Origin of the sequence: Luteibacter jiangsuensis, assembly GCF_030812295.1 — a bacterium.
In the GTDB taxonomy this organism is placed as follows: Bacteria; Pseudomonadota; Gammaproteobacteria; order Xanthomonadales; family Rhodanobacteraceae; genus Luteibacter; species Luteibacter jiangsuensis_A.
Genome location: NZ_JAUSSK010000003.1, coordinates 295,589 through 322,578 on the forward strand (window position 1 = coordinate 295,589; position 26,990 = coordinate 322,578).

29 protein-coding genes are annotated in these 26,990 nt (G+C 66.6%); 10 read left to right on the forward strand and 19 right to left on the reverse strand.

All coding sequences use genetic code 11. The features are described from left to right. Window positions 1-212 precede the first annotated feature (212 nt). Window positions 213-755 (reverse strand): ribosome biogenesis factor YjgA, encoded by a 543-nt coding sequence (gene yjgA, locus J2T07_RS11460; protein ID WP_306850090.1) that lies wholly within the window; start codon window positions 753-755, stop codon window positions 213-215. Next, entirely contained in the window at window positions 752-997 is a 246-nt protein-coding gene (locus J2T07_RS11465; protein WP_306850092.1) for a DUF1653 domain-containing protein, read from the reverse strand. Before J2T07_RS11465 ends, yjgA begins: the two co-directional genes overlap by 4 nt. A gap of 120 nt (window positions 998-1,117) precedes the next feature. Here J2T07_RS11465 and pmbA point away from each other — a divergent pair, with 120 nt between their 5' ends. After that, a complete protein-coding gene (pmbA, locus tag J2T07_RS11470) occupies window positions 1,118-2,467 on the forward strand; it encodes a metalloprotease PmbA (RefSeq protein ID WP_306850095.1) in 1,350 nt (449 codons plus the stop codon). Between the two features lie 98 nt (window positions 2,468-2,565). Then, window positions 2,566-2,970, forward strand: coding sequence for a DUF4870 domain-containing protein (locus J2T07_RS11475; RefSeq protein ID WP_306850097.1), 405 nt, complete (start codon window positions 2,566-2,568; stop codon window positions 2,968-2,970). A 156-nt stretch (window positions 2,971-3,126) separates the two neighbouring features. On the opposite strand, the gene ispA is transcribed toward J2T07_RS11475, so the two are convergent. The 5 genes from ispA to J2T07_RS11500 form a co-directional block, all read right to left on the reverse strand. Then, window positions 3,127-4,029 carry a (2E,6E)-farnesyl diphosphate synthase gene (gene ispA, locus J2T07_RS11480; RefSeq protein WP_306850099.1) on the reverse strand — a complete coding sequence of 301 codons (903 nt, stop codon included), beginning with the start codon at window positions 4,027-4,029 and terminating at the stop codon, window positions 3,127-3,129. Further along, entirely contained in the window at window positions 4,010-4,270 is a 261-nt protein-coding gene (locus tag J2T07_RS11485) for an exodeoxyribonuclease VII small subunit (protein ID WP_306850101.1), read from the reverse strand. The genes ispA and J2T07_RS11485 overlap by 20 nt, the downstream gene beginning before the upstream one ends. 32 nt (window positions 4,271-4,302) lie before the next feature. Further along, on the reverse strand, window positions 4,303-5,592 hold the full coding sequence (gene tilS, locus J2T07_RS11490) for a tRNA lysidine(34) synthetase TilS (RefSeq protein WP_306850103.1): 1,290 nt from the start codon (window positions 5,590-5,592) through the stop codon (window positions 4,303-4,305). Beyond that, window positions 5,589-6,332, reverse strand: coding sequence for an NYN domain-containing protein (locus J2T07_RS11495; protein WP_306850105.1), 744 nt, complete (start codon window positions 6,330-6,332; stop codon window positions 5,589-5,591). The genes tilS and J2T07_RS11495 overlap by 4 nt, the downstream gene beginning before the upstream one ends. 77 nt (window positions 6,333-6,409) lie before the next feature. After that, window positions 6,410-7,369: an acetyl-CoA carboxylase carboxyltransferase subunit alpha gene (locus J2T07_RS11500; RefSeq protein WP_306850107.1), complete on the reverse strand. Its 960-nt coding sequence runs from the start codon at window positions 7,367-7,369 to the stop codon at window positions 6,410-6,412. Window positions 7,370-7,700: 331 nt separating this feature from the next. Between J2T07_RS11500 and J2T07_RS11505 the strand changes: the two genes are divergently transcribed. Then, entirely contained in the window at window positions 7,701-8,462 is a 762-nt protein-coding gene (locus J2T07_RS11505) for a hypothetical protein (protein ID WP_306850109.1), read from the forward strand. Window positions 8,463-8,503: 41 nt separating this feature from the next. Further along, the gene (locus J2T07_RS11510; protein ID WP_306850111.1) at window positions 8,504-9,106 is read left to right on the forward strand and encodes a hypothetical protein; all 603 of its coding nucleotides are present in this window, start codon (window positions 8,504-8,506) and stop codon (window positions 9,104-9,106) included. Between the two features lie 40 nt (window positions 9,107-9,146). Here J2T07_RS11510 and dnaE read toward each other — a convergent pair whose 3' ends face one another. From dnaE to J2T07_RS11550, 8 genes are all read right to left on the reverse strand, one after another. After that, entirely contained in the window at window positions 9,147-12,692 is a 3,546-nt protein-coding gene (gene dnaE / locus J2T07_RS11515) for a DNA polymerase III subunit alpha (RefSeq protein ID WP_306850113.1), read from the reverse strand. Window positions 12,693-12,756: 64 nt separating this feature from the next. Continuing rightward, window positions 12,757-13,341: an NUDIX hydrolase gene (locus tag J2T07_RS11520; protein WP_306850115.1), complete on the reverse strand. Its 585-nt coding sequence runs from the start codon at window positions 13,339-13,341 to the stop codon at window positions 12,757-12,759. Window positions 13,342-13,409: 68 nt separating this feature from the next. Then, a complete protein-coding gene (locus J2T07_RS11525; protein ID WP_430539359.1) occupies window positions 13,410-14,234 on the reverse strand; it encodes a 5'-3' exonuclease in 825 nt (274 codons plus the stop codon). A 62-nt stretch (window positions 14,235-14,296) separates the two neighbouring features. After that, window positions 14,297-14,869 carry a nitroreductase family protein gene (locus tag J2T07_RS11530; RefSeq protein ID WP_306850119.1) on the reverse strand — a complete coding sequence of 191 codons (573 nt, stop codon included), beginning with the start codon at window positions 14,867-14,869 and terminating at the stop codon, window positions 14,297-14,299. 235 nt (window positions 14,870-15,104) lie between these two features. Continuing rightward, the gene (locus J2T07_RS11535; RefSeq protein WP_306850121.1) at window positions 15,105-15,683 is read right to left on the reverse strand and encodes a DUF3106 domain-containing protein; all 579 of its coding nucleotides are present in this window, start codon (window positions 15,681-15,683) and stop codon (window positions 15,105-15,107) included. 5 nt (window positions 15,684-15,688) lie between these two features. After that, window positions 15,689-16,060: a hypothetical protein gene (locus tag J2T07_RS11540; RefSeq protein WP_306850123.1), complete on the reverse strand. Its 372-nt coding sequence runs from the start codon at window positions 16,058-16,060 to the stop codon at window positions 15,689-15,691. Continuing rightward, window positions 16,057-16,680, reverse strand: a complete 624-nt coding sequence (locus J2T07_RS11545) for an RNA polymerase sigma factor (RefSeq protein ID WP_306850125.1) — start codon at window positions 16,678-16,680, stop codon at window positions 16,057-16,059. The genes J2T07_RS11540 and J2T07_RS11545 overlap by 4 nt, the downstream gene beginning before the upstream one ends. A gap of 98 nt (window positions 16,681-16,778) precedes the next feature. Beyond that, window positions 16,779-17,225, reverse strand: a complete 447-nt coding sequence (locus J2T07_RS11550; RefSeq protein ID WP_306850127.1) for a hypothetical protein — start codon at window positions 17,223-17,225, stop codon at window positions 16,779-16,781. 191 nt (window positions 17,226-17,416) lie between these two features. On the opposite strand from J2T07_RS11550, the gene sufT reads away from it, so the two are divergent. From sufT to J2T07_RS11565, 3 genes are all read left to right on the forward strand, one after another. Beyond that, complete coding sequence (gene sufT, locus J2T07_RS11555) at window positions 17,417-17,974, forward strand: putative Fe-S cluster assembly protein SufT (protein ID WP_306850129.1); 558 nt, start codon at window positions 17,417-17,419, stop codon at window positions 17,972-17,974. Between the two features lie 211 nt (window positions 17,975-18,185). Continuing rightward, window positions 18,186-20,021: a M4 family metallopeptidase gene (locus tag J2T07_RS11560; protein WP_306850131.1), complete on the forward strand. Its 1,836-nt coding sequence runs from the start codon at window positions 18,186-18,188 to the stop codon at window positions 20,019-20,021. A gap of 176 nt (window positions 20,022-20,197) precedes the next feature. After that, window positions 20,198-21,514, forward strand: a complete 1,317-nt coding sequence (locus J2T07_RS11565) for a S8 family peptidase (protein ID WP_306850133.1) — start codon at window positions 20,198-20,200, stop codon at window positions 21,512-21,514. Window positions 21,515-21,527: 13 nt separating this feature from the next. On the opposite strand, the gene J2T07_RS11570 is transcribed toward J2T07_RS11565, so the two are convergent. The 4 genes from J2T07_RS11570 to wrbA all read right to left on the reverse strand — a co-directional run bounded on the left by J2T07_RS11570 (window position 21,528) and on the right by wrbA (window position 24,768). Further along, window positions 21,528-22,013, reverse strand: a complete 486-nt coding sequence (locus J2T07_RS11570) for an asparaginase domain-containing protein (RefSeq protein ID WP_306850135.1) — start codon at window positions 22,011-22,013, stop codon at window positions 21,528-21,530. A gap of 66 nt (window positions 22,014-22,079) precedes the next feature. Further along, on the reverse strand, window positions 22,080-23,738 hold the full coding sequence (locus J2T07_RS11575) for an acyl-CoA dehydrogenase family protein (RefSeq protein WP_306850137.1): 1,659 nt from the start codon (window positions 23,736-23,738) through the stop codon (window positions 22,080-22,082). Window positions 23,739-23,830: 92 nt separating this feature from the next. Beyond that, window positions 23,831-24,169, reverse strand: coding sequence for a DUF2069 domain-containing protein (locus J2T07_RS11580; RefSeq protein ID WP_306850139.1), 339 nt, complete (start codon window positions 24,167-24,169; stop codon window positions 23,831-23,833). Next, window positions 24,166-24,768, reverse strand: coding sequence for an NAD(P)H:quinone oxidoreductase (gene wrbA / locus J2T07_RS11585; RefSeq protein WP_306850141.1), 603 nt, complete (start codon window positions 24,766-24,768; stop codon window positions 24,166-24,168). Before wrbA ends, J2T07_RS11580 begins: the two co-directional genes overlap by 4 nt. Before the next feature lie 80 nt (window positions 24,769-24,848). Here wrbA and J2T07_RS11590 point away from each other — a divergent pair, with 80 nt between their 5' ends. Genes J2T07_RS11590 through J2T07_RS11600 form a run of 3 tightly spaced genes read left to right on the forward strand, consistent with a single transcriptional unit; the run spans window position 24,849 to window position 26,855 of the window. Next, window positions 24,849-26,120, forward strand: coding sequence for a YihY family inner membrane protein (locus tag J2T07_RS11590; RefSeq protein WP_306850144.1), 1,272 nt, complete (start codon window positions 24,849-24,851; stop codon window positions 26,118-26,120). Further along, window positions 26,117-26,584, forward strand: coding sequence for a TlpA family protein disulfide reductase (locus tag J2T07_RS11595; protein WP_306850146.1), 468 nt, complete (start codon window positions 26,117-26,119; stop codon window positions 26,582-26,584). The genes J2T07_RS11590 and J2T07_RS11595 overlap by 4 nt, the downstream gene beginning before the upstream one ends. Before the next feature lies 1 nt (window position 26,585). After that, on the forward strand, window positions 26,586-26,855 hold the full coding sequence (locus J2T07_RS11600) for an acylphosphatase (RefSeq protein WP_306850147.1): 270 nt from the start codon (window positions 26,586-26,588) through the stop codon (window positions 26,853-26,855). The last annotated feature ends 135 nt before the right edge of the window (window positions 26,856-26,990 follow it).

Sequence of the window (26,990 nt, forward strand, 5' to 3'; positions counted from 1 at the left end):
AAAAGGGCGGTGGATTTCTCCACCGCCCTTTTTATTCGGCGCGACCGTCGTCGCAGTCGCTTGGATGTAGTCGCCTTCCCTTGGATAAGGCATGCTCTGGTGGGAGCCGACCTTGTCGGCGATCCCGCGGCAGCGGGCCAGGTCGAGGCAAGCACCTATCGCCGACAAGCTCGGCTCCCACCCGGGGTGGCTCCACCGCGCGGGGATCTTCCTCATTCCCCTGGCGAGGATGCTTCCAGCTCTTTCAATATCCGGTACAGCTCACGGAACGCGTGCAGCGGCTTGTTCGCCTCGCGTTCGGCCTTGGCCTGGCGAACCAGCGAGCGCAGGTGCTGTCGGTCGAGGTCCGGGTACTGGTCGAACAGTTCGCCGAGGGCGACGTCACCACCTTCCATCAGGCGTTCGCGCCGTGCCTCGAGACGATGCATGTGCGCGGCTTCCTGACGCTGGCGGTCGCGATCCTCGCCCAGCGCGGCGCGCGCATCCGCGAATGCCTCATCGCCATGCCGGCGCATCTGCTTGGCGAGGAAGGCCAGCTGGCGCTTGCGTGCGATATGCGCGGTGATCTTCCGCGTCCGGCCGATCTCGTCGACGATGTCGTCCGGCAAGTTCAGTTTCGGAATGCGGCTCGGCGGCAACTCCATGAGCTGGCCGGCCAGCTTCAGGATGTCGAGGGCATTGCGGCGCTTCTCGCTGCGGCTCGGACCGAAGTCCTCTTCGTCTCCGTCGCGCGGGCGGTCGTCGACAGGCTTCATGGCTGGGCATCCGTGATGGGCTCGAAATCCGCTTCGCGTTCGAACGTGAAACGGGGGAAGGTCTTGCCGTCGCGTTCCACCGTCTCGGCGAACATCGCGGCGGGACGCACCCACAAGCGGTGCTGGTCGTAGAGGTCCTGGTAGAGCACCATTTCCTCCATCGACTCGCTGTGCAGGGCGGTACCCAGCACCCGGTAGGGCATGCCCTTGAAGTGGCGGTAGTAGCCGACACGGACGCTCATACGGTATTTCCATGGCACCATGCGCGGTGCGTTGCTTTTGATCGGGTGACGCGACCCCATGTGTATCGGGTCGGCCGCGTGCGGCCTGCCATTCTAACCGCCAGCCCCCGGGATGCCCACGTGAGCCAAGTTGCCACCCTCGACACCAGCCACCAGGACCTCGACCGCCTTGCCAGCCTGGCCGAGGACACGATTCGCCGTGCCCGCGCCGCGGGGGCGACCCAGGCCGAGGTTTCCGCGAGTGTCGACGTGGGACTGAACGTGAACGTGCGCCTGGGCGAGGTGGAGACGGTGGAACACACGCGTGACCGGGGTTTCGCCCTGACCGTGTACTTCGGCCAGCGCAAGGGCTCGGCCAGCACCGCCGACCTCAATCCGGACTCGATCCAGGCGACCATCGACCAGGCCTGCGCCATCGCCAGGTTCACCGAGGAAGACCCTGCCTCGGGCCTTGCGGACGCCGATCGCATGGCCACGTCGTTCCCCGACCTCGACCTATGGCACCCGTGGGACATCGACGTGGACGGGGCCATCGCCCTGGGCCAGGAGATCGAGGAGGCCGGCCGGGCCATCGCCGGTATCACGAACTCCGACGGATCCAGCGTGAACGCGGGGCAGAGCCTATCGGTGTACGCCAATTCCCACGGGTTCCTCGGTCGCGAGCGTGGCACGCGGCATTCGCTCTCGGTGGCGTTGATCGCGGGCGACGACGATGGCATGCAGCGCGACTACTGGTACGACAGCGTACGGCGCGCGGGTGATTTCATGGACGCCGCCGCGATCGGCCGCAAGGCTGCCGAACGTACGCTGTCGCGGCTTGGTTCACGGCGCATCGGTACCCGTCAGGCGCCGGTGCTGTTCGCGCCGGAAGTGGCGCGATCGCTGCTCGGCCATCTGCTGGGCGCCGTGAGCGGGGGTTCGCTGTATCGCCGCTCCAGCTTCCTGGTGGACCACGCGGGCAAGCAGATCCTGCCGTCCTGGTTTCGCATCGATGAAAAGCCTTTGATTCCCCGTGGCCTGGGCTCGTCGGTGTTCGATGCCGAGGGCGTGGCCACGCTGGACGCGCCCCTGGTGGTCGATGGCGTGCTACAGCGCTACATCCTCGGCAGCTACTCCGCACGCAAACTGGGCCTGTCGTCCACCGGCAACGCGGGCGGCGTGCACAACCTCTTCGTGAAAACGGGTGACGACGACTTCGCCGGCATGCTGCGCAAGCTGGGCACCGGCCTGCTGGTGACCGAGGTGATGGGGCAGGGCGTGTCGATCGTCACCGGCGACTACTCGCGCGGCGCCTCGGGTTTCTGGGTCGAGAACGGCCAGATCGCCTATCCGGTCGAGGAGATCACCATCGCCGCCAACCTGCGCGACATGTACGCGAACCTGGTGGCGGTGGGCGCGGACGTCGACCGCCGGTCGCATATCCTCACCGGCTCCTGGCTGGTCGAAAAGATGACGATCGCCGGCGAGTGATTGCCTGCACGGGCGGGCCGCCCATGTGCCGCAAGTCGGCTTGACAGGCGGCCGGGCGAATCGGACAGTGGGCGCGACATCGCCCACGGAGTTGCGCCATGAGTACGCCGTCCGATCAGGTCCCGCCGTCGCCCCCGCCGTCCCCGCCGCCTTACGAGCCCACCGGTCCCGTGGCGCCGAACACCGACGACAAGAACATCGCGATGCTGACCCATCTCTCGGGGATCATCTTCAGCATCATCGTGCCGCTCATCGTCTGGCTGGTTCACAAGGATCGTGCCGAAAAGAGCTACCTCGTGACGGAAGCCAAGGAGGCGCTGAATTTCCAGATCACCGTGCTTATCGGCTATGTGATCTGCTGGGTGCTCGCCTTCGTCATCATCGGCGCGTTCCTGACGCCGCTGCTGTGGTTGTTCAACCTGGTGTTCTGCATCATCGCGGCGATACGGGTGAGCCAGACCGGCAGCTACCGATATCCCTTCGCGTTGCGCCTGATCGCCTGATTGGGGAGTGTCTTGATGGAAAGCCCGCTTCGGCGGGCTTTCTTTTGGTACTCCGCGCATTTCCGGTGATGTTGCGCCGTCAGGCTCGGCCTTCCAGCAAGGACGTTTCTTCTTGCCGGACATCACGTCCTATCCATCCAAGCGGATGGAACGGGATCAGTGGCCGCGGTGTGCGGAATAGCGTGCCAGTTCGGCCAGCCATTCGCCGCGTTCGCCCAACGGTTCGATGGCTTCGAGGGCTTCGTCGACAAGACCGGCGAGGCGCACGCGGGAGGCGTCGAGGCCGATGATCGACGGAAAGGTGGGCTTGTCGGCGGCGGCGTCCTTACCGGCCGTCTTGCCGATCACGGCGGACTCACCCTCGACGTCGAGGATGTCGTCGCGGACCTGGAAGGCGAGGCCGACGGCGTGGCCGTAACGATCCAGGCGGGAGAGCATGCCGGCATCCGAGCAACCGGCGGCTAGCGCGCCAAGGCGGATCGACGCCCTGATCAACGCACCGGTCTTGTAGGCATGCATGCGCTCCAGTTCGTCGAGCGAGAGTTGCTGGCCCACACCGGCGAGATCGAAGGCTTGTCCCCCGGCCATGCCCTCCGCGCCACAGGCGGCGCCCAGCGCGCGCAGCATGGCGATGCGCCGGTCGGCGTCACCGCCGACGTGTGGCGTGGCGAGGATCTCGAACGCCAGCGCTTGCAAGGCGTCGCCGGCGAGGATCGCCATGGCCTCGCCGAACACGATGTGGCAGGTGGGCCGGCCACGACGCAAGGCGTCGTCGTCCATCGCGGGAAGATCGTCATGCACCAGTGAATAGGCGTGGATGATCTCCACCGCGCAGGCCGGTGCGTCGAGGATCGTGTCATCGCACCCCAACGCATGGCCCGCCGCATAGACGAACAGGGGGCGCAGGCGTTTGCCGCCGCCGAGCACGGCATAACGCATCGCCCGGTGCAGGTCGCTGGGCGGGAGGTTTTCGGCGGGCAGGGCGCGCGCGAGCGCGTCGTCGGCCCGGCCGACCAGCGCCCTGAGGGGGGCCGGCAGGTCAGTCGATGCGGGAGTCAAAGGGTTCGGCGGTATCGGGGGCTTCAGGATCGAGCAGCAGGCGCACACGCAGTTCCGCCTGCTCCAGCGCGGTCTGGCAATGCCGGTAGAGACCGATGCCGCGCTCGAACGACTTCAGTGATTCGTCGAGGCTGAGTTCGCCGCCTTCCATGCGGGTAACCAGCTGTTCGAGCTCGTCCAGCGAGTGCTCGAATTCGGCAATCGAGGAGGCGGGCACGGGGGTGGCGGGAGACTTCGGCATGGCCGCAAAACTAGCTCACATGGCGGTTTCGATCAATCGCCGCGGTGCCACACCGGTCGTCCGCCGGCTGCGTCGAACAGGCTTTTTCCTTCGTCGTTTAGCCACTTGTCGGCGACCGCGATGAGGCGGCCATCGATCTCGACCAGTGGGATTCGGGGACGTTCCCAGGGGGGCACGGCCGCTTGCTGGAACAGGTCCCGCAGTTCGCGTGTGTGCTTGTCCCCGTGGGGGCGCAGGGCTTCGCCTCCGCGCCGGTAACGAACCGTCACGGCGTGGGCGAGCCTGCCGTGGGACAGGGAGAGCATGCCGCCGCCGGGAAGCGCGAGCGGCTCGCCGTGCCAGGAGGCCGACCAGCCGCCGTCGAAGGCGTCGCACCGAGGCATGGCCCAAAGACGGCCCTTCCATACGCGCACCTCGGTGCCATCCCAGCCGACCAACGGCAGGCGTTCGGCGGCGGCCTCGCGGACCTGCCGTTCGAGCGCTTCGCGTTGTGCGGTGGTCGGTGCGGAAAGCCCCGCTTCATGGAGCCAGTGTTCCAGCAGGGGTGCGCGCCATGCCGGAGGCAGGGCGAGCCAGCCGTTGGCGTCCAGCGTATCGTTCTCGCCGCTCAGGCGGAGCAGGGCGTCCATCCACGCCTCGCGAAGGTTGTCCGCGGCCTCCCGGCACAAACGGGCACCATGCGCGATGCTGGTGGCCGCCTGGGGCCAGCGCGCGGTCAACGCGGGTATGATCGTGGCGCGCAGATAGGCGCGCGCGATGCGCGGGTCGTCGTTGGAGGGGTCGTGGATGACGTCCAGCCGGTACTCCGCGACGTGGTCGAGCAGGGCCGCGCGTGGCAGGTCGAGCAAGGGGCGCCACAACGTGCCCGCGCCCAGCGCACGTCGTTCGCGCATGCCGGCGAGGCCTTCCGGACCGGCGCCGCGCAGCAGCTTCAGCAGAATGGTTTCCACCTGGTCGTCGCGATGATGGGCCAGCACCAGCTGCTCGCCCGGCTGGAGCGAAGCCGTGAACGCGGCGTACCGTGCGCGACGTGCCGCCGCTTCGACACCTTCGCCCCGCGTCAGGTCGACCGCCACGCGAACCACGTCGCATCGCACCTCCAGCGACTCGCAGAACCGGCGGCAATGCAGGGCCCAGGCGCCGCTCTCCGCGTGCAGTCCGTGGTCGACATGAAGCGCGCGCAACATGGGGCGGTGCGTCCGGCTGGCAAGCGCGTGCAGCAGCGCGGTGGAATCGGGGCCACCACTGTAGGCGACGACGAGCGGTGCGTCTTCCGCCTCGCGCAGCGAACGATCGAGATGATCGGCGAGCGATACGCTCATTTTGCCTTGCCGCGCAAGCGCACGTAGAGATGCTTGGCATTGCCGAACTGGCGTTCCTCGACGTCGAACAGGCCGATCCCGTTGATGAGCCCGCTCAGCTTCGAATAACCGTAATTGCGCGAATCGAAATCGGGGGAGCGCTTGCTGAGGATGCTGCCGATGCCACCGAGCGCGGCCCAGCCGTTTTCGTCGGATGCGGCCTCCACCGCGTTGCGCAGCAGGTTCATCAGCTTGGTATCGCCGCGCAGTTCGTGCGCGCTCCTGGGTGCGGGCGCGACCTCGTTCTCGTTCTGCTCGGTACCGACCAGCACTTCGGTATAGATGAACTTGTCGCACGCGGAAACGAAAGCTTTCGGCGTCTTCTGCTCACCGAAGCCATAGACGATGAGGCCGGCCTCGCGGATGCGCGATGCGAGGCGCGTGAAATCGCTGTCGCTGGACACGATGCAGAACCCGTCGAAACGTTCCGCATAAAGCAGGTCCATCGCGTCGATGATCATCGCCGAATCGGTGGCGTTCTTGCCCGAGGTATAGGCGAACTGCTGGATCGGCTGGATCGAGTGATCGAGCAGCGCGGTTTTCCAGCCGTTGAGGTTCGGCCCCGTCCAGTCGCCGTAGATGCGCTTGACGTGCGCCGTGCCGTATTTCGCTACCTCGGCGAGCAGCCCATCGACGATGGCCGGCCTCGCGTTGTCGGCATCGATCAACACGGCGAGCTTCTGGGTGACGTCATTGGCCATGGCGGGCTCCGGTGTCGGCGATGAGCCGATGGTACGCGTTAGCCGTGCGCCCCGTCCCTTTCGGCTCGCCGCTTGCTTCAGCCCTCGCTGAAGGCGCCGTAGGCACGCAGGCGCTTGTAACGTCTTTCCAGCAGTTCGTCGGTGGACAGGGTTTCCAGCGCGTCGAGTTCGTTGAGCAGGACGGCCTTCAGGCGGATCGCCATCGACTGGGGATTGCGATGCGCGCCCCCGAGTGGTTCACGCACGATCTTGTCGATGAGACCGTTCTCGAGCAGGCGCGGTGCCGTCAGGCCCATGACCTCGGCGGCGTCCTTGGCCTTGTCGGCGCTCTTCCACAGGATGGAAGCGCAGCCTTCCGGCGTGATCACGGAATAGGTGGAGTACTGCAGCATCAGCGTGCGGTCACCCACGCCGATGGCCAGCGCGCCGCCGGAACCGCCTTCACCCGTGACCGTGCAGATGACCGGAACGCGAAGGTCCGCCATTTCGAGCAGGTTGCGCGCGATGGCTTCCGACTGCCCGCGTTCCTCGGCATTGATGCCCGGCCAGGCGCCCGCGGTATCGATGAAGGTGAACACGGGGATGTGGAAACGCTCGGCGAGCTTGAACAGGCGCAGGGCCTTCCGGTAACCCTCGGGGCGCGGCATGCCGAAGTTGCGCTTGACCTTCGACTTGGTGTCGCGTCCTTTCTGGTGGCCGACGATCATGATCGAGCGGCCGTTGATCCGGGCCAGGCCGCCGACGATGGCCTGATCGTCGGCGAACATGCGGTCGCCCTTGAGTTCGTGGAATTCCTCGCACATCGCCTGGATGTAATCCAGCGTGTAGGGCCGTGCCGGATGACGCGACACCTGGCTGACCTGCCAGGGCGTGAGGTTGCGGAAGATCTCGGCCGTCTTGACCTTGAGCTTTTCGCGCAGCCGACCGACTTCCTCATCGATATTGAACGCCTGGCCACTGCTGGCGTGACGAAGTTCTTCGATCTTCGCTTCCAATTCGGCAATGGGTTGTTCGAAATCGAGGAAATTGGGGTTCATGGGCAACGGTGGTTCGGAAAGACCCGACAGTATACCGGGTGCCGTGGGAGGCCGGTGTGCGCCGGGGTACGGTGCGGGGGCTGTCTGCTAAGTACTTGACTGGACAGCCGTGACGGGCCTTCCCGGTCTGGATGTGTGTGGTCCGGGCGGGAATGAAAGGTTATTCGGAACTGGTTGTCGGCGCAGCCCTTGCCTGCTGTGGGGCACGCCCCAGTACCGGTCTGGATTTGATGCAATGCCCGCGCCTGCCGGGACAAGCCCGACGGGCGAACATGACCTCGGCCGGTGCCCCGGGAAGGGCGCCGCCCCACTTCAAGGAGAAACCACGATCATGAAGAAGAAAGTGTTGCTTTGTTCGGCGCTGCTCACGCTCACATGCCAGACGGGTGCCGCCGCGCAAGCGCAGGCATACATGGCTCCGGGCCATGCCCCTGGTGGAATGTCCTTGGCCAGGGGCGGCGTGGTGCCCATCTCGGGAGCCCTCATCAACGTATCGATCCTGGGTCTCATCCAGCAGCCCCGGCGCGACGCCGCTCCCAGCGGCATGCCGGTGTGCGAGGACACGGGGAAGCAGACCTTGTGCCGCGTGGGTCTTGGCAATGGTGATTTCGAACATCCCCACGATCCGGAAGCAATCGCAGGATGGGTGTTGAAAGCCGGCGAGTACTCGCTCAATCCCTATCTGGGCGCCACGCCGGATTCGCGCGTGCTTGCCATGCCGGGGCGGTACGCCCTGGCGGCTTCGGGGGCATTGCTTCCGCAGGCATCGACGAGCGCGGCATCGGCAGTACACACCTACACGGTCCGGCTTCGTGCACGTGGTTCCGGCCCGATGCCGGCCAACGTCGAGACCACCCTGATGCTGGGCGGCTCGAAGGAGGGAGACGCGATCCACTATCTTGCCTCGGCCGACGAGACCGTGGGTTGGGATTGGAAGGATATCGAGTTCAAGGTCGAGACCGCCGTCGAACCGTCCGAGGCATTGATGCTGATAGGTATCGAGCGCAAGGACAACAACACGCCGACCATGCTTTGGGTCGACGATGTCCGCATCATCCGTACTCCCGCCGGCGTGACTCCCGACGCCGATTGATCGATGCGTGTTTCCGGAAAACTCCCACACAAGGAAAGTGCATGATCTCGTTAAAGTCCCTTTATCGCCCTGCGTTCGCCATGGCCCTGTGCGCGACCGCGGGCACCGCCGTCGCGGGCAATGGTCCCGATCCTTCCGGCTTGCCACTCTGCCAGCAGGTCAGCGGTGCGGACGCGTGCCGTCTGCCTGTAAGGAATGGCCAGTTCGATAACCTGGATGGCTGGACACGTACCTCGGGACTGCCGTCCATCGGTTATGACCCGTCCGGAAATCCCTACGCTTCGCTCTACACCGGCGCCGGCATCCATCAGGCGGTCTACGCGCATTTCGGCACGTTGTCCCAGGAAGCCGCGTATGTCCTGCGCTTTCGTGTTCGTTCCGACAACGGCGACACACAGGTCAGGGCGACGTTGTCGATGAGCGACGGCGACGGTGCCAATGCCCTCCCGCTTGGCTCGACGGCGACGATGGCCCGCGAGGGGGAGTGGAGCAGCGTGGAGTTGGTGGTCAATGGCGCGGCGTTCGCGGCGCCGGCACATGTCCTGCTGGAGATCGCCAATGAAGGCGGCAATCACGACACCGTGCAAGTGGACGACGTCTACCTCGTCCAGTCTGTAGGTGTCGAAATGCTTCGACGCCGTTGATGTCGATCGTGGCCCGGGCGGGATTCGCCCGGGCCACGTTTCAGTCAGCCGGACGTACCAGGCGTAATTCGGTGCCGAGTACGCCCGGCAACGTGCGCAGCGTACGCATGAGATCGGGCAGGGCGCGCACGCGCCACGCGTCGCCCAGTTCGAAGCTCGCCTGGCCCACGGCGTTTCGATAGCCGGCGAGCAGCAACGGCGTGCGTCCGCCGCGATAGCCCATGAGCGCCTGGCGCAGGTGCTGGGCGAAGTCCGGGCCGACACCATTGAGTTTCAACGTGAGCAGACGGCCGAAGTGCTCCATCGCATCGGCGAGCGAGTAAGCCTTGCGGGCGCGTAGCTGGTAACCGCCGGCGAAATCGTCGATGCGCAGGCCACCTTCCACCACGATGAGGTTGCCTCGCGTCAGCAAGGGCGCCGCGTCGGTGAATACTTCACGGAAGAAGCTGGTTTCCAGCAGGCCGGTCGCATCCTCGATCTGCACGAAAGCGTCGCTGTCGCCGCGCTTGCGCATGCCCACGACCATACCGGCAACCGTCCAGGGGGTTTCCGGTCCGCGGCGGAAACGGCTGGCGTTGTCGTCATCGTCGTTGCGCCGTGGCTTGGGCGGTTGGTAACGCTGCGGGATCTCGCCGATCGGGCAACTGGAAAGCTGCGCCAGTTCCGCCTTCCACGGATCGGTGGGATGGCCGGAGAGATAATGACCGAGCGTGTCGTGCTCGCCCTGCAGCAATTGCTCGAGGGGCCACTCGGGCACTGCCCCCGACAATTCGATGAGACTGGGCGCCTCGGCGGCACCGAAGGCGTTACCGAAGATGTCGACCTGGCCGGACGCGCGGTTTTTCGCCTCCTGGTCGGCCGCGCGCATCGCTTCGGGAATGTGCGTCAGGAGCGTCGCGCGGTTTTCGCCCAGGGCGTCGAGCGCGCCGGATTGCACCAGGGCTTCCATCGTGCGCTTGTTGAGCTTGTTGGAGCCGACGCGCTGGCAGAAATCGACCAGGCCGCGGAACGGCCCCTTCGCCTTGCGCTCGGCGACGATCTCTTCGCAGATGCCCTGGCCCACGCCCTTGATCGCGCCCAGTCCGTAGCGGACCACGCGCGGTTCCACCGCTTCGAACATCCAGGCGGATGCGTTCACGTCCGGCGGCAGCACCGTGATGCCGATCGCGCGGGTTTCCTCGAGGAAGGTGACGACCTTCTCGGTGTTGTCCATGTCCGACGAGATCGTCGCGGCCATGAACTCGGCGGGATAATGCGCCTTCAGCCAGGCGGTCTGGTAAGAGACCAGCGCGTAGGCGGCCGCGTGCGACTTGTTGAAGCCGTAGCCGGCGAACTTTTCCATGAGGTCGAAGATCGCATCGGCTTTCTCGCCGTCGATCCCGTCCTTGGCGGCACCTTCGCGGAACGTCGCGCGGTGCTTGACCATCTCCTCGGCTTTCTTCTTGCCCATCGCACGGCGTAGCAGGTCGGCGCCGCCGAGCGTGTAACCGCCGACGATCTGCGCCATCTGCATCACCTGCTCCTGGTAGACCATGATGCCGTAGGTCTCTTTCAGGATGGGCTCGACGCGCGGATCCGGGTATTCCACCGGCTCGCGGCCATGCTTGCGGGCGCAGAAGCTGGGAATGAGGTCCATCGGACCGGGCCGGTACAGCGCCACCAGCGCGATGATGTCCTCGAAGCGGTCGGCCTGCGCGTCCTTGAGCATGCCCTGCATGCCGCGCGATTCGAGCTGGAAGACGGCGACGGTCTGTGCCTTCTTCAGCAGGTCGTAAACCTTGGGATCGTCCAGCGGGAGCGCTTCGATCACCAGGGGCTCGATGCCTTCCCGTTCCCGGCGCGTGTTGATCGCCTTCACGGCCCAGTCGATGATCGTGAGCGTGCGCAGGCCGAGGAAGTCGAATTTCACGAGGCCGACGGCTTCGACGTCGTCCTTGTCGTATTGCGTGACGACGCCGTCGCCGCTGGCTTCGCAGTACAACGGCGCGAAGTCGGTCAGCGGTGTCGGCGCGATGACCACGCCGCCGGCGTGCTTGCCCGCGTTGCGGGTGAGCCCCTCGAGGCTCAGGGCGAGGTCGATGAGCTGGCGAGGCTCCTCTTCCTGCTCGTAGACGTCGCAGAATTCCTTGACGATGCGGTCGGGTTCTTTTTTCGATTTTTCCGTGCGACCGAGCGCGTCGCCGAGGGTGAGGTCGAGGGGGCGGTTGGGGATCAGCTTGGCGAGCCGGTCGACCTGGCCATAACCCATGCCGAGCACGCGGCCGGAGTCGCGCAGCACGGCCTTCGCGGCCATCGAGCCGTAGGTGATGATCTGGCTGACGTGGTCGCGTCCGTACTTGCGCGACACGTAGTCGATCACCTCGTCGCGGCGATCCATGCAGAAGTCGATGTCGAAGTCGGGCATCGACACGCGTTCCGGGTTGAGGAATCGCTCGAAGAGCAGCTCGAACTGGAGCGGGTCCAGGTCCGTGATCTTCAGCACCCAGGCCACCAGCGAGCCCGCGCCGGAACCGCGGCCCGGGCCCACCGGGATGCCGTTCTGCTTACCCCAGTTGATGAAGTCCGCCACGATCAGGAAGTAGCCGGGAAAGCCCATCCGGATGATGACGTCGACCTCGCGATCCAGGCGGGCCTGGTAATCCTCCAGGGTTTTCCCCGGTGCCAACGGGTGGTTGCGCAGGCGCTCGTCGAGTCCCAGCTGCGCCTGTTCGCGGATGTACGTGTCGAGGGTATGGCCTTCGGGCACCGGGAAGTTCGGCAGGTAATACGTGCCGAAGCTCAGTTCCAGGTTGCAACGCTTCACCAGTTCGACGGTGTTCTCGAGCGCTTCGGGAATGTCGGCGAACAGCGCCTCCATCTCCTCGGGCGACTTGAAGTACTGCTCTTCGCTGTAGTCGCGCGGACGCTTCGGATCGGCAAGGACGCGGCCCTGGTTGATGCAGGTGCGCGCTTCGTGCGCTTCGAAACCGTCCCGCTCCAGGAAGCGCACGTCGTTGCTGGCGATGACCGGCAATTCGTACTCGCCGGCCAGCGCCATGGCCGCGCGTACCCAGTGTTCCTCGTTCTCCCGGCCGGTGCGGGTGAGCTCCAGGTAGAGGCGGTCGGGAAAAAGGCGACGCAGCGACTCGAGGCGCGGGCCCGCCGCGGTCAGGCCCGCGCCGAGTGCGACCCGCGCCACTTCGCTTTCGCGCCCGGCGACGGCGATCAGGCCACGCACGCTCTCCGGGTGCATCCAGGCGGCGTCGACCAGCGCGCGGCCCGTACCCTGGCCTTCGCGCCAGGCGCGGGAGACCAGTCGCGACAGGTTGAGGTAACCGTCGCGGTCCTGGCAGAGCAGGGTGAGGCGCCAGGGGCGCGGGTCGTCGGGGCTGGACACCCAGATATCGCAGCCGGCGATCGGCTTGATGCCAGCCGCGGTGCACTGCTTGTAGAACTTCACCAGGCCGAACAGGTTGTTCTCGTCGGTCAGTGCGACCGCCGGCATCCCCGCACGCACGCAAGCGGCGACCAACTGCTTGATGCGGATGGTCGAATCGACCAGCGAATACTCGCTGTGCAGGTGGAGATGGGCGAAACGGACGGACATGGGCGACGCCGGACAAGGCAGAGGGAAGGCTACCCGTGGGAGCCCGGCAGGACAAGAATTGACATCAACGCATGTGCGCCTCGGGATGGTCGATGAACCAGAGCCCGGCGAACAGCTTGGCGTCGATGGAGAACCCTTCCTTGGCGCGGTCGAACAGCCATTTGCCGGCCTCGGCGCGCGGAACCTCGTGGACGATGATGTTCTCGGTCTCGTCGCCGCCGCCCGCACCGACGCGCACCAGGTCCCATGCCCGCACGAAGGCGATCATCTCGGTGCTCATGCCGGCCGACGAGGGCCCTTCGTGTACGAACTCGAGGTGGCCGCAGCGATAGCCGGTTTCTTCCTCGAGTTCACGCCGGGCCGCGATCAGGACGTCTTCGTCCTCCGCGCCGGCGATGTCACCGACCAGGCCGGCCGGCATCTCGATGGTGTTCGCGAGGATGGACACGCGGTATTGCTCCACGAAGACGACCTTGTCGTCCGGTGTCACCGCGAGGATGATCACCGCGCCACCGGCGTTGTTGCGCACGGCGTATTCCCAGCGCCCGCGCTTCTTCATGGTCAGCCATTTGCCCTGGTACAGCGTTTCCTCGGGCGCGGCGGCGTCTTCGGGCACGGGCGAGGCGTGAGGCAGGGGACCGGTCGGCATGGGTGGGCTCCTTGAGGGGACGGCGAAGTATCCGCACAAGAGTATCGTGCCCGTGTGACGTCGGGGGATCAGATCAGCGCGCGCAGCCTCGTGCGCGTCAACGGGCCGAAGCGGATGCGTTCGCAGAGGTCGTCGACGGCGGAAGCGTCGCCGGCGCGCCGGCTGAGCGCGTCGGCCGTATCGGCCACCGCGATATCCAGTGCGATGCGCGTCAGTCGGCGGCATAGCAGCGCTTGGTCGGCGTGCTCGCGCAGGCGGACGGCGCAGGCCGCGGCGCCACGGATGCGCAGGTAGGGCACTTCGTCGATGCGCTCCAGGATGGCGTCGAGGCTGCCGAAGTGGCCGAGCAGCGCGGCGGCGGTCTTGGCGCCGATCCCCGGAACGCCGGGGATGTTGTCCACGGCATCGCCACACAACGCGAGATAGTCGGCGACCTGGTGCGGATGCACGCCCATGCGTTCGAAGACACCGGCAGCGCCCCAACGAACGTTCTTCGCGAAATCCCATTGCTCGTCGAACTCACCGAGCAACTGGCCGAAATCCTTGTCCGCCGAAACGATCACGCCGCGGAACCCGTGCGAGCGCAGCCCCCATAAGGCGCTGCCGATGAGGTCGTCGGCCTCGTACTGGTGATCGTTGAGCACGGTGAGGCCGAGCGCCGCGGCGATCTCGCGGCACAACGCGAACTGGCGCACGAGCTGGGGCGGCGGCAGGTCGCGATTCGCCTTGTAGGCGGGATAGATCGCATTGCGGAACGAGGTGGTGAGCGACGCGTCGAACGCCACCGCGATGTGTTCCGCGCGGCTGCGCTCGAGCAACTCGCACAGGAACCGGGCGAAGCCGTGCACCGCGTTGACCGGCTCACCCTCGTGGTCGTGGAATTCGTCGGGCATCGAATGCCAGGCGCGGAAGACGTAGAGGCTGCCGTCGACCAGGTGGACGAGTGAATCGCCGCTCACGGTTCCCACGTGCTCACGATGTCGTCGTAGGCGGGGCGATCGCGCTCGGGGGCCTCCATGGCGGGCGTGCCGACGTGGATGAACCCGATGACGTGTTCGTTCTTCTTCATGCCGAGCAGTTTCGCCACGTCGCGGTCGTAGGCGGCCCAGCCGGTGAGCCACTGCGCGCCGTAGCCCAGGGCCTGCGCGCCGAGCAGGATGTTGTAGGCGACACAGCCGGCGGCGAGGTCCTGTTCGAGCTCGGGAACCTTGCTTTCTTCGTCGATCCTGGCCGAAACGACCAGCACCAGCGGCGCGTGTTCGTAACGGCGCTGTTCCTTCTCGCGCTTCGCTTCTGACAGGTCAGGGTTTGCCTCGACGGCGCGCTTCGCCAGCTTGCGCCCGAAGGCCCGTTTTGCCTCGCCGCGCAGGATGCGTATGCGGAAGGGCTCGAGCTTGCCGTGGTCGGGCACGCGGATGGCGGCCTCGAGCAGGCGGCGCAGCGTGGTGTCGTCGGGAGCCGGTTCGCCGAGCTGGCGCGAAGGCACGGAGCGGCGGGTGTCGAGGAAAGCCAGGGCGGTCTGGGTCATCGCCCTAGTTTACCTGGGTGGGACGGTGCCAAGCGCCTTGGTGGGAAATGGCCAGGCACCATGGTGGGAGCCGACACCTTGGTGGGAGCCGACTTTGTCGGCGATCCCGCGGCAGCGGGCCAAGTTACGGCAAGCACCCATCGCCGACAGGGTCGGCTCCCACCTTAGGGGGCTGCCACCGTGGAAGGGACAGCCACAGTCAAAGGGGCGGCAGCCACGGTCAACGGCCCCGCCGTCAGTCGCCGGGAGGAGGCCTGGGGCCATCCGGAGGCGGCCTGTGCCCATCGGGCGGTGGCGGTGGCGGGGGCAACGCATCGTTCGGTCCCAGGTGGTCGATCGCTTCGCGCTGCTGTTCCGGCGACTGTTGCCGCCACTTGTCCATCAGCTGGCGGCGCTGTTCCGGCGAGAGGTTACGGAAGCGCTCGAAGGCATCGTGCAACTTCGCGCGCTGCTCGGGCGTGAGGTCCTGAAACTTCTGCCGGTTCCTGCGCGCTTCGGCACGCTCCTCGGGTGTCATGTGTTGCCACCGCTCTATGCGCTCGCGGATTTCGGCGCGGCGCTCCGGCGGCAGGCCGCGCCAGCGCTGCGCCTTGTCGAGCATCCTCGACTGGCGCTGGGGTGGAAAACCGTCCCATTCACCGGCAAGCGGCGAGAGGATGTCTTTCTCGTCGGCTGACAGCGCGCTCCAGGGACGCGGTGGCGGGAGCGGCTCCCCCTCGCCCGGAGGCGGGGGCGGCGGACGATCCTGCGCCGATGCGGCCACGGGGGCCGTCAGTGCGAGAAACATGGCGAGGACGAGCGAAACGCGGCGCATGGGAGTCACTTGCGGGACGAGGACGGGGTGTCGTTGTAGGCCAGCCAGCTATAGAACTGGAGGTCCTTGTACAAGGCCGGATCGGCGACATCGGCATCCGGCGGCAGGTCGTTCGGATCCGTATCCGCCGCCTGGCTGGCAACGGGCGGCGCCGATGGCGTCACGCCAGGCTGCCAGACCATCAACGTGGCCAGGGCGAGCACCGCGAACGCCCCCGCCGGCAGCAACAGGCGGCGAACCGCCGACTCGTGTGGCTGGGCCAGCGCGTTGCGGCGGGCGGCGCGCAGGCGGCCGGCCACCGCCGGGTCCACGTCGCGGCTGGCGCGCAGGTACAGGTCCCTGGCGCGGCGTTCCAGTTCCCGATCGTGCTGGCTCATCGCCATGCCTCCAGTTGGTCGCGCAGCGCATGCATCGCGCGCGAAAGATGGGTCTTCACACTGCCGTCGGAGCAACCCATGGCTGCCGCCGTTTCGGCCACGTCCAGGCCTTCCATGATGCGAAGCATGAAGGCTTCGCGCTGACGCCGGGGCAGGTTGCGCAGGGCCGCCACGATATCCGCGTAGGCCTGGGAATCCTGCAACCGGGCCGATGGATCGGGGCTGTCGTCGGCCGGTTCCCAGCTCGGCAGTTCGTCGCCGTCGTCGTCCTTGCCGCCACCCAGCCAGCCCACCACGATCGAGCGCACCTTGCGCCGACGTTGCAGGTCGACGATGCGCCTGCGCAGGATGCCCCAGAACAACGGGGTCCATTCCTCCGCGGGCTTCTCGCCGTAATGGCGGACCAGCCGCAACATGGCGTCCTGCACCGCATCCAGCGCGTCCTCGCGGTTGCCTAGGTGAATCTCGGCCATGCGCCAGGCGCGGCGCTCGATGGATGCGAGGAAGGCATCCATGCTCGCGGGCACGTCGCGCAGGCCGTCGAGCGATGCGCTGTCGATCGCGATAGAGGCGTTCACGGCCTTCCCCGCGTCGTCGGTCTTCGCATCCTCGTGCTCCATACGGCCTGATCTACTCCGGTTAACGCGGTCGGCGACCGCCGGTTGACTGCTTGTTTCGCGCAATATCTTCCGGGGCAAGGGATTTACGGCTTATGAAGTCAATAGGTGCGACGGCCGCGAGCACGCAGGGGCCAGGCGACAAGGGCCGCCAGTACCGCGCCCGCCAGGGCCAGGACGATGTCACCCGGACCCTGGGCCAGGCGGGCCAGGTCGATCAGCATGGCCGGCCCGGCATCGCTCATGGCCTGGGCCATACCCACGCCCATCATTCCCGAAATAGTCGCGGCAGCCACCAGGCAAGCCGTGTAGGCGGCGGCGATCAAGGTGGCCACGGCGGCCAGCAGCGCACCCGCGGCACCGCGGAAACGCAACCAGCGGCGCACCACCACGCCTAGTATCCAGCCGGCCGGCAGCACCAGGGCGGGCAGGGCGCGGCCGAACATCATCGACGGCACCATCCAGACGGCGCCCACGGCGAAGCCGAACATGACGGCACATAGGGCGCCGAAAAGGAAGCCGGGAAGATGAATGCGCTCAGTCGGCATGGGTATCGGTCAGGTCGCGCATGGGATCCTGGATCGGGCAAAGCGGCCATGATAGCGGGCGGGACGGCGCGGTGCTCTTGAGGGCGTAGGCCGCAGCCCCGACCTTAGAGCCCGTAGACGCTTACCGCCGGCCCGCGGCGGGCGCATAATCGATAACTTTGCGGCCGCGGCGCGGCCTTCACAGGACAGCAATGAGCGGTTTCAGCCTCAGCAGCGAGCCCTTCACCCTCGAGCGTGACTGCCAGGCGGTCATGGTCCCGCAGGGCGAGACGGTGACGCTTCCGGCCGGGCAGATCGGCTACATCACCCAGGCCCTGGGTGGCAGTTTCACCGTGTACGTGGAAGGCAACCTGTTCCGGATCGCGGGAAACGATGCCGATGCACTGGGCAAGGAACCGCCGAAGGCCATCGAACTGGACGACGACGCGTCCGACGAGGACGTCGAGAAACTGGTCTGGCAGCAACTACGCACCTGCTTCGACCCCGAAATCCCCATCAACGTGGTCGAGCTCGGACTCGTCTACGACGTGACCCTCGAGACCACGCAGGAGGGTGCCCGCCGCGCCTACGTGAAGATGACCCTGACCGCGCCCGGTTGCGGCATGGGCGACATCCTCGTTGACGATGTGCGCACCAAGCTCGAACTCATCCCGACGGTGATCGAGGCGGATGTCGACCTCGTCTTCGATCCGCCCTGGAACCATTCGATGATGTCGGATGCGGCGAAGCTCGAAACCGGCATGCTCTGACGCCACCCGCGTCGCATTTTCCTTCGGCCTAGGGAAATCCCTAGGTAGTCGACCGCGAGATCTTGCGCTAGGTTGACCGTGACTTGCGGCGGGGAGGCCGCCAAGTCGGAACAAAACGGGCATCGCGCTGCGGCGCGAATTCATATCGTTCGGAATGTGGTCCCCACGGCCGCAATGGCTTCGTGCGGCCCGTTCCCGGAGGAGGAACGTAATGGCAAGTCATTTTCGCTTGAAATTGCTGGTCGCTTCGCTGGCCATCGCGGCTACCTCGGTGGCCACGGCCGGTACCGAGCAGACGCTGCGTGCGCAGAATCTCGGAGCCGTCCCCGCCAATCAGTTGGCGACAAAGCTCGGCCTTTCCGCGGACAACTCGTTCGTGGCCAGGAATGCGCTGCCGACGGTGAAGGGAACCCAGACCGTACGCATGCAGCAGACGTTCAAGGGCGTGCCGGTTTATGGCCGCAGCATCGCCGTGGAGCAGGATGCCCAGGGCAATGCGCTGGTCGCCAACGGCGTCGTGGCCACGGACCTGCAGGTCGACCTCACCTCGGTGACGCCGAAGATCGACCAGGCCAGCGCGATCGCCTTGCTGACGAAGCAGGCGCGCACGCTGGGCGCGGCGGCGGTCAAGCCTGAAAACGCCAAGGCCGACCTCTACGTGTATCCGGTGGACGGCGCTCCGGCGCGCCTCGTGTACCTGACCTCGTTCTTCGTCGGCGGCGATCATCCCACGCGCCCGACCGCGATCATCGATGCCAACACCGGGCAGGTGATCGAACAGTGGGAAGGCCTCACCAACGCCGAGGTGGACGCGACCGGGCCGGGCGGCAACCAGAAGGTCGGCCAGTACACATGGGGAGCGAACGGCTTGCCCGCGCTGCGCGTGACGCAGTCCGGAACCACCTGTACGGCGCAGAATTCCTACGTGAAGTCGTACAACATGAAGAAGGCGACCTCCGGCAGCGGTACGTTGTGGAGCTTCACCTGCTTCAACTCCAGCGGCGATGCGGTGAACGGCGCCTACGGACCGATCAACGATGCCCATCACTTCGGTGGCGTGGTTCATGACATGTATACCGCCTACACCGGCGCGGCACCGTTGAACCAGGTGCTGATCATGAAGGTGCACTACGGCAACAACTACGAGAACGCGTTCTGGGACGGCAGCTCGATGACGTTCGGCGACGGCGCCAGCACGTTCTATCCGCTGGTCGCGCTCGACGTCACCTCGCACGAGATCAGCCACGGCTACACGGAACAGCACTCGAACCTCGCCTACAGCGGCCAGTCCGGCGGCATGAACGAAGCCTATTCGGACATCGCGGGTGAAGCGGCGGAATACTACGATCGCGGCAGCAACGACTTCCTGGTCGGTTCGGACATCGTCAAGACCAGCGCCGGCATCGGCGACGCGTTGCGCTACATGTGCAACCCGACCCAGGACGGTGGTTCGATCGACAACGCGGCCGATTACTACAGTGGCCTGGACGTCCATTACTCCTCGGGTGTGTATAACAAGGCGTTCTGCGTACTGGCCAAAACCAGCGGCTGGGATACGGTCAAGGCGTTCAAGGCCTTCGCACGCGCCAATGCCCTCTACTGGACCGCCAGCTCCACCTTCAACAGTGGCGCGTGCGGCGTGGCGAGCTCGGCGACCGACCTGGGTTATTCGGCGACCGATGTCGCCGCGGCGTTCACGGCGGTGGGCGTGACCTGCTCCACCGGTGGCGGCGGCACGCAGTTGCAGAACGGCGTGGCCAAGACCGGCCTGGCCGGAAGCTCGGGCACGGAGCTCAGCTACACGGTCGTCATCGCGGCCGGTGCGTCGAACCTTTCCATCGTCACCAGCGGCGGCACGGGTGATGCGGATCTCTACGTGAAGTTCGGCTCCGCGCCGACGACCTCGAGCTACAACTGCCGTCCGTACCTCAACGGCAACAACGAGACCTGCACGTTCGCGGCACCGCAGGCCGGCACCTACTACGTCAAGGTTCGTGGCTATACCACGTTCTCCGGCGTCTCCCTAAAGGCGACCTGGACGCCGTAAGCGACGACATCGACGTGCGTTCGACGAGGCCCGGGCGGTAGCGCCCGGGCCTCTTTCGTTTGCGGTCGTTTTTCCTACGTGTTCCCGTGGGCAGGGTCGGATAGGACCTCCATCGTCGCGGCCTTACGTTCGTTCGACCTCCGCAGCTTTGCTGCGCCATCGAAGGAACGTCCCCCATGCGATTGGCTCTCCTCGCCGCTTTCATCCTGTTCGCTTTCCCTCCGCGCGTCCGTGCGGACGAGGCTCGTTACATCGTTCATTTTGTCGACGCGGAATCGGCGCGTGCCGCGCGCATGCCCCGTTCGATGACCGGCACCGCGCGGCTCGATGTGCCACGTCATGTACGTTCGCTGGCGGCGGGCGGCGAACTCTTCGAGGTACACGGCGGCGACGTGTCCCGGCTTGCCGGTTTGCCGGGCGTCGCCGCCGTCGAGGAGGACCTCGTCCTCACCGCCACGGCCGTCGTCGACCCGCTATGGAAGCGGCAGTGGTACATGCACGATCCCAAAGTCGGCGTGGACGCGGAAGTGGCGTGGCGCTACACGCGCGGGACGGGAGCGGTGGTGGCGGTGCTCGACACAGGCATTACCCCGCATCCCGAGTTCGATGGCCAGTTGCTGCCTGGCTACGATTTCGTGAGCGACGCCGCCGCCGCGCGCGACGGTGACGGCCGCGATGCGAATCCCGCCGACGAAGGTGACTGGAGGGACGCCGGCGACTGTGGTTCGCCGCGCGTCGCCTCGTCGTCGTGGCACGGATCGCATGTGGCCGGCCTCGTCGTGGCGCGTTCCGGCAACCGGCCAGGCATCGTGGGGCTCGCGCCCGAGGCGAAGCTGTTACCTGTGCGCGTGCTCGGTCATTGCGGTGGGCGGCTTTCGGATGTTGCCGATGCGGTCGTCTGGGCCAGCGGCGGCACGGTGCCGGGCGTGCCGCCGCTCGAACATCGTGCCGATGCGATCAACCTGAGTCTCGGCGGGCCGGGCGCCTGCGGTATCGCCATCGCACGGGCCATCGAACAGGCACGTGGGCGCGGCACGGTGGTGGTCGCCGCCGCAGGCAACGATCAGGCGAAGGCCTCGACCAACGTGCCCGCGAACTGCCCGGGCGTGGTCACGGTCGCGGGCCTGGCGCGTGACGGCTCGATGGCGTGGTACTCCAATCACGGTGAACGCGTCACGCTCTCCGCACCCGGTGGCAGCTTGCGCGAGCGTGGGGCAGACGACATCGTGTCCACGATCGATGCGGGCAAGCGCGGTCGAGAGCGCCCCATCTTCGCGTATCACGCAGGCACCTCGATGGCGGCACCGCAGGTGGCGGCGCTCGTCGCGCTGATGCGTTCGGCCGATCCCGCCATCGGTGTCGACGACGTGACGCGGCAGCTGGTCGATAATGCGCGGCCTTTGCCGGGAGCTTGCCCGAAGGGTTGCGGAGCGGGCCTGATGGATGCCGGTGCGACCGTCGACGCGGTGGTCGAGGATCGCGCGCGGCGTTGAGCGTGTCCCGGCCTCAGACGGCTTCGAAACGATTCGCGTCACGGTTCTTGCGGACCGTGGCCGGATCCCACACGCGGCCGTTCATGGCGATGTAGACGCCGTCGGCCAGTGTCTGTACCGCACCCACGGCGCAACCGATGTTGAACACCGCGTCGGATCCCTGGAAGCGCGCTGGGTTGAGCGCGCCGGTGAGTACGATGACCTTGCCGGGAATGCCGGCCAGCACGCGGGCTGTCTCGACCATCGTGTCGGTACCGTGCGTCACCAGCACATGACGATGCGGCTGTGCCTCGATCGTGCTGCGGATCAGGGCGCGATCCTCGTCGGTCACATGCAGGCTGTCCTTGCGCAGGATGGGGATCACGTCGAACCGGAACGCGACGCCCAACTGGTGGAGGATCTCGCCGATTTGCGGCGAGCCGATCTGGTAGTCCGACTTGTCGTCGAAATACACCTTGTCGATGGTGCCGCCGGTGGTGACGATGGTGAGCTGCTGCATGATTGACCTGGGAAGCGGGGTGGAGCGGAGCGGGCATTCTACATCGCATGTCCCGGATGAGCCGCCTCAGCGATGAAGGCTTGTCGCCAGCGCGTCCGAGGCAAGGGCCATGTCCTGGTCGTTTGCCGGTAGCGCCAGCCGGTCCAGGCCGTGCGCGATGAACCGCCGGGCAGCGGCGGCAGGCCGTGAATCGCCCGAGGTGGCCGCCCAGGCCGCCGATCGCAGGAGGAGCGCGGCGGCCATCGTACGCGCGAGGGTAAAGGCGATCCCGCGTGCGGAGGCCTCGAGTGCGGCGCGATCCGCCGCGATATCGCCCAGCAAGGCTTCCGTCGCGTCGATCGTGGCCACGATGGCCCCGCGCTCCGGCGCCCCCTCCGGCACCAGCGCGCCAATGGCCTGCCTGAGCGGTTCGAGGCCGCTGGCCAGCGCACGCAGCATGTCCAGCGAGAGCACGTTCGTGGTGCCTTCCCAGATCGCATATACCTGGGCGTCCCGCAGCAGTTGTGGAAGGCCGGTGTCCTCGATGTAGCCCGCGCCGCCGAAGCATTCCAGGGCCTCGGACACCACGCGGATCGAGACCTTCGCGGTCCACAGTTTCGCCAGGGGCGTCAGCAGCCGCAGCAGGGCCGCATCCTGGGCCTCGCCTTCGCCCTGTTCCGTGCGGCCCAGCAGCTCCGCAACGTGGAAGGTGAGGGAGAAGGCGGCTTCGTATTCCGCCTGCATATCGGCGAGCGTCCGCGCATGCAGGGGATGGTCGATGAGGCGGTGACCGAAGGCACTGCGCCGCAGGGCGTAGTCGCGAGCGAGGGCGATCGCCCTGGCCATGCTCGCCACCGCGCACACGGCGTTCCAGGTGCGCGTGACGTTGAGCATCGGGGCGATCTGGCGAACGCCATGGTCCAGCGGGCCGACGGGTGTCGCGGGCAGGCCGTCGAGGTGGATCTCGGCGGTGGGCAGTTCATGGGTGCCGAGCTTCTTCTTGAGCCGGTCGATGGTGATGCCACGCCATGCACCGTGTTCGTCCTTGGTCTCGACGTAGAAGAGCGCCAGCGCCGCCGTGCCCGTGGCCGCCCCTTCCGGACGCGCCAGCGCGAGCGCCGCCTCGCCGACGACGGCCGAACTGAACCACTTGCGGCCATACAGGCGCCACTGACCGTCGGCGTCCTGCCGGGCCGTGGTTTCGGTACGACCGACATCGGAGCCGCCGGGCGTTTCCGTCATCCATTGGCCCGACAGCCAGAAGTTGGCCGGATCGCGGCTGAGGAAATGTGGCAGCGCGCGCTCGATCAGGCGTGCGTTACCCGAGGCGCGCAATGCCGTCGCCGCGCCATCCGTCATCGCCAGCGGGCAGCAATAGAATTCGCTGGCCACGTGATAGAGGTAGACGCGCGCGAATTCCTCGACGCGTGCCCAGCGCGACGGTTCGTGCCCCGCGGCCAGTACCGCATGTTTCGTCGTCAGGCCGGGGCCTTCCTCCCAGGCGGGCGTCAGGGCGATGCGATCGACGCGGGAGCCCCACGCATCCCACTGGGTGAGGATGGGTTCCCCACGTGGCGTGCGTCCACGACGATCCCAGGCCATGACGGCGTAATCGGCCAGCGCCTCCAGGTCCGGGCGCACCGGCGCCAGGCGGTCGGCGGGCAGCGTATGGCCCAGCCATGCGTTGAGTACGCGGTCGTCGCGGAAGGGATGCGCCAGCCGCGGCGCTTCCTGCACAAAACCCATCGTGGCGTCCTCATCGTCGTCGGATTCGATGCCTAGCCTGCGCCGGCCTCGTCCGTCCGTCGATACGCTGCGCAACATGCGCCGCGCGGGGATCAGCGCCGGCGGCGGACACCCACGCCGAGCGTGCCGATAAGCAGCAGGGTAAGCACGATCTCCACGACCGCCAGCCAGCGGTCCGCCGTGGAGCTCCATGCCTCGGAGACACCGTGGCAGAAATAGAACAGGGCGAGGATGCCGACCCAGAGAAGGGCGCGGGTCACGTTGGGCAGCGAGAGCAGCGGCAGCAGCAAGGGAGGCACGGTGAGCGCGAACGCCACCCACGTCGGGATCGATACCGGCGGATACAGGGTGTACCAGAGCAGCTGCAAGGCCAGGAGGGCCGCCCACGCCGCAAGCCCGGCCTTCTGCGTGGTACTTGAGGCCTGGCTCACGCGGGCGTGCCCAGGCGCCGGGCGACGTCGGCGAGGCGCTTGCCCAGCGCACGCGCGAGTTCGCGTTCGTGCTCGCTGATGCCGTTGTCGCCGCGGCTGCCGGAGACATGGCTCGCCCCGTATGGCGTGCCCCCGGTCGTCGTGCTGCTCAATGCCGGCTCGGTATAGGGAATGCCGACGATGAGCATGCCGTGATGAAGCAGCGGCAGCGCCATCGACAGCAGGGTGGCTTCCTGGCCGCCGTGCATCGTGCTGGTCGAGGTGAACAGCGCCGCCGGCTTGCCGGAGAGGGCGCCCGAGGCCCATTCCGCACCGGTGGTATCGATGAAATGCTTCAGCGGGGCGGCCATGTTGCCGAAGCGCGTGGGGCTTCCCATCGCCAGGGCCACGCATTCGACCAGGTCCGCGCGTGTCACGTAGGGGGCGCCTTCCTCGGGTTCCGGTGGCATCGCCGTTTCGGTGACCGGCGCCACGGGTGGTACCTGGCGAAGACGCGCCCGCATGCCTGGCACTTCCTCGACCCCACGGGCGACGAAACGGGCGAGCTGGGCCGTGTGGCCGCTACGGCTGTAGTAGAGTACGAGGACGTCGTGGGACATGGATGGCCGCCTTTGCGAAGGCGCTAGTCTCGCAGAACTGCCACGCGTTCCCAATCGTTTGGGACTGGATGAGGATGGACATGCCACTGCGCATCGATCGCGACCGCGCGTTGAGTTTCTCGCGCTTCACCTGGCTGCGCTTCGTCGACGACAAGTGCTTCGAGACCGCCGGTGCGCTCTCGTACACCACCCTGGTGTCCTTGGTGCCGCTCACGGTGGCGATCTTCGCCATCCTCTCGGCCTTCCCCGTGTTCGCGGAATGGCGCGGCTCGTTGGCGAACTACGCGTTCCAGAATTTCGTGCCGGCCACCGGCATGAAGGTGCAGGAATACATGCTGGCCTTCGCCGACAAGGCCAGCCAGCTGACCGGCATCTCGATCCTGGTGATGCTGTTCAGCGCCGTTTCGATGATGATCAGCATCGAAGACCGTCTCAATCGGATATGGCGCGTGCGCAAGCCGCGTGGGTGGGCCTCGCGCCTGCTGTTGTACTGGGCGGCGCTGACCCTCGGTCCGATCCTGGTCGTCGGTGGGCTGGCCTTGTCGTCGTATATCACCGCGCTCCCGATGCTGCATGAGGCAGCCGACCAGATCGCGACGCAGAGCCGCCTGCTCAACCTGCTTCCGTTCGTGATCACCTTCGTCACGCTCGTGCTCATGTACACGATGGTGCCGAACCGTCGCGTGTCGTGGCGGCATGCGGCCATCGGCGCGATGCTGGGCGCGATCCTGTTCGAGTTCGCACGCTGGGGGTTCACGGAGTTCATTCGCAACTCGCCCAACTACGAAGAAATCTACGGTGCGCTCGCGGCGATCCCGATCTTCCTGCTGTGGATCTACCTGTCGTGGATCATCGTGATCCTCGGCGCCTCCATCGCGGCGTCCATCTCCGCGTTCGAATACACCGTACCCCATGAGGCCTTGCCGGAAGGAGCCGAATTCATCGGCCTGCTCGTCGTGTTGCAGCATTTCGTCGATGCGCAGCGTTCGGGCGAGAGCGTGGATCCCGCCACGATCCGCCTGCGCGAGCCGTATCTTCCGACGAGCGCGATCGCATGTTATTTCGACGACCTGCAGCGGGCCGACATGATCCAGCGCGGGGAGGCCGGCGGCTGGCTGCTCAGCCGCAGCCTCGACTCCACCGAATTGCTGCGTTTGTACCGTTGCACGCAGTACCGCCTTCCCTTGCGCCCGCGTGAACAGGTGGAACGCCTGGGCATCCAGCTGCCGCCGGAGCTGCTCGGCCTGTTGGATAATCTGGCCGAGGCACTCGGCGCCACGCTTGGTGCGCGCCTCGACCAGTTGTTCCCACCCACGCCCATCCCCGCCCCCACCGAGGACACCCCCGCATGATCCCTCGCCTGCTTGCCATCGCGGCCCTTGCCATCGTCACGCCGGCGATCGCCGCCACGGCAGCCAAACCCGAACTCAAGGTCACCACGCTCGATGGCAAGCCGTTCGACCTTGCCGCGCAGCGAGGCAAGTGGGTGGTGGTCAATTACTGGGCCACCTGGTGCGTCCCCTGCATCAAGGAAATGCCAGACATCTCCAACTTCGTGAAGAGCCGCAAGGACGTCTCCGCGATCGGCCTCGCGTTCGAGGATACCGAGGCCAGCGATATCTCCGCCTTCCTGCGCAAGCACCCCGTCGTGTATCCCATCGCGCAGGTCGACGTCACCGCGCCACCGAAGGATTTCGATTCGCCCAAGGGCTTGCCCACCACCTACCTGATCGCGCCGGATGGCCATGTCGCCCAGCGTTTCGTGGGCCCGGTCACGGCGGAAAAGCTCAACGAGGCCATCGCCAAGGGGTCGTGACATGAAAGCCGCGCGATTCGTCGTCAGGGGAAAGGTGCAAGGCGTGTTTTTTCGCGCGTCGGCGCGCGAGCAGGCGATGGCGCTGGACCTCACCGGCTATGCGCGCAATCTTGTCGACGGCAGCGTGGAGGTGGTCGTGTACGGCGAGGCCTCCGCGATCGACCGCCTCGAAACCTGGCTGCGCGACGGCCCCGACGCGGCCGAGGTCGACCAGCTCTACCGAGAGGAGATCGGCGCGCATGACGTGCCGGCGGAGTTCCTGGTCAAGTGATGTCGGGACGAGCCCCCCGTTTGTGGGGGAGCCGCTTCAGTGGCGATCCCGCGCCAGCGGGCCGGGTTGAGGCAAGCACCCATCGCCGCTGAAGCGGCTCCCACAAGAGCTTGCTCCACGGAAGTGGGTTAGTCC

Bases quoted from the DNA above. Each gene is read 5' to 3' on its own strand.
- yjgA (WP_306850090.1), bottom strand. From the start codon at position 755: ATGAAGCCTGTCGACGACCGCCCGCGCGACGGAGACGAAGAGGACTTC.
- J2T07_RS11465 (WP_306850092.1), bottom strand. From the start codon at position 997: ATGAGCGTCCGTGTCGGCTACTACCGCCACTTCAAGGGCATGCCCTAC.
- J2T07_RS11475 (WP_306850097.1), top strand. From the start codon at position 2,566: ATGAGTACGCCGTCCGATCAGGTCCCGCCGTCGCCCCCGCCGTCCCCG.
- J2T07_RS11485 (WP_306850101.1), bottom strand. From the start codon at position 4,270: ATGCCGAAGTCTCCCGCCACCCCCGTGCCCGCCTCCTCGATTGCCGAA.
- tilS (WP_306850103.1), bottom strand. From the start codon at position 5,592: ATGAGCGTATCGCTCGCCGATCATCTCGATCGTTCGCTGCGCGAGGCG.
- J2T07_RS11495 (WP_306850105.1), bottom strand. From the start codon at position 6,332: ATGGCCAATGACGTCACCCAGAAGCTCGCCGTGTTGATCGATGCCGAC.
- J2T07_RS11500 (WP_306850107.1), bottom strand. From the start codon at position 7,369: ATGAACCCCAATTTCCTCGATTTCGAACAACCCATTGCCGAATTGGAA.
- J2T07_RS11505 (WP_306850109.1), top strand. From the start codon at position 7,701: ATGAAGAAGAAAGTGTTGCTTTGTTCGGCGCTGCTCACGCTCACATGC.
- J2T07_RS11510 (WP_306850111.1), top strand. From the start codon at position 8,504: ATGATCTCGTTAAAGTCCCTTTATCGCCCTGCGTTCGCCATGGCCCTG.
- dnaE (WP_306850113.1), bottom strand. From the start codon at position 12,692: ATGTCCGTCCGTTTCGCCCATCTCCACCTGCACAGCGAGTATTCGCTG.
- J2T07_RS11520 (WP_306850115.1), bottom strand. From the start codon at position 13,341: ATGCCGACCGGTCCCCTGCCTCACGCCTCGCCCGTGCCCGAAGACGCC.
- J2T07_RS11525 (WP_430539359.1), bottom strand. From the start codon at position 14,234: ATGCCCGACGAATTCCACGACCACGAGGGTGAGCCGGTCAACGCGGTG.
- J2T07_RS11530 (WP_306850119.1), bottom strand. From the start codon at position 14,869: ATGACCCAGACCGCCCTGGCTTTCCTCGACACCCGCCGCTCCGTGCCT.
- J2T07_RS11535 (WP_306850121.1), bottom strand. From the start codon at position 15,683: ATGCGCCGCGTTTCGCTCGTCCTCGCCATGTTTCTCGCACTGACGGCC.
- J2T07_RS11540 (WP_306850123.1), bottom strand. From the start codon at position 16,060: ATGAGCCAGCACGATCGGGAACTGGAACGCCGCGCCAGGGACCTGTAC.
- J2T07_RS11545 (WP_306850125.1), bottom strand. From the start codon at position 16,680: ATGGAGCACGAGGATGCGAAGACCGACGACGCGGGGAAGGCCGTGAAC.
- J2T07_RS11550 (WP_306850127.1), bottom strand. From the start codon at position 17,225: ATGCCGACTGAGCGCATTCATCTTCCCGGCTTCCTTTTCGGCGCCCTA.
- sufT (WP_306850129.1), top strand. From the start codon at position 17,417: ATGAGCGGTTTCAGCCTCAGCAGCGAGCCCTTCACCCTCGAGCGTGAC.
- J2T07_RS11560 (WP_306850131.1), top strand. From the start codon at position 18,186: ATGGCAAGTCATTTTCGCTTGAAATTGCTGGTCGCTTCGCTGGCCATC.
- J2T07_RS11565 (WP_306850133.1), top strand. From the start codon at position 20,198: ATGCGATTGGCTCTCCTCGCCGCTTTCATCCTGTTCGCTTTCCCTCCG.
- J2T07_RS11570 (WP_306850135.1), bottom strand. From the start codon at position 22,013: ATGCAGCAGCTCACCATCGTCACCACCGGCGGCACCATCGACAAGGTG.
- J2T07_RS11575 (WP_306850137.1), bottom strand. From the start codon at position 23,738: ATGGGTTTTGTGCAGGAAGCGCCGCGGCTGGCGCATCCCTTCCGCGAC.
- wrbA (WP_306850141.1), bottom strand. From the start codon at position 24,768: ATGTCCCACGACGTCCTCGTACTCTACTACAGCCGTAGCGGCCACACG.
- J2T07_RS11590 (WP_306850144.1), top strand. From the start codon at position 24,849: ATGCCACTGCGCATCGATCGCGACCGCGCGTTGAGTTTCTCGCGCTTC.
- J2T07_RS11595 (WP_306850146.1), top strand. From the start codon at position 26,117: ATGATCCCTCGCCTGCTTGCCATCGCGGCCCTTGCCATCGTCACGCCG.
- J2T07_RS11600 (WP_306850147.1), top strand. From the start codon at position 26,586: ATGAAAGCCGCGCGATTCGTCGTCAGGGGAAAGGTGCAAGGCGTGTTT.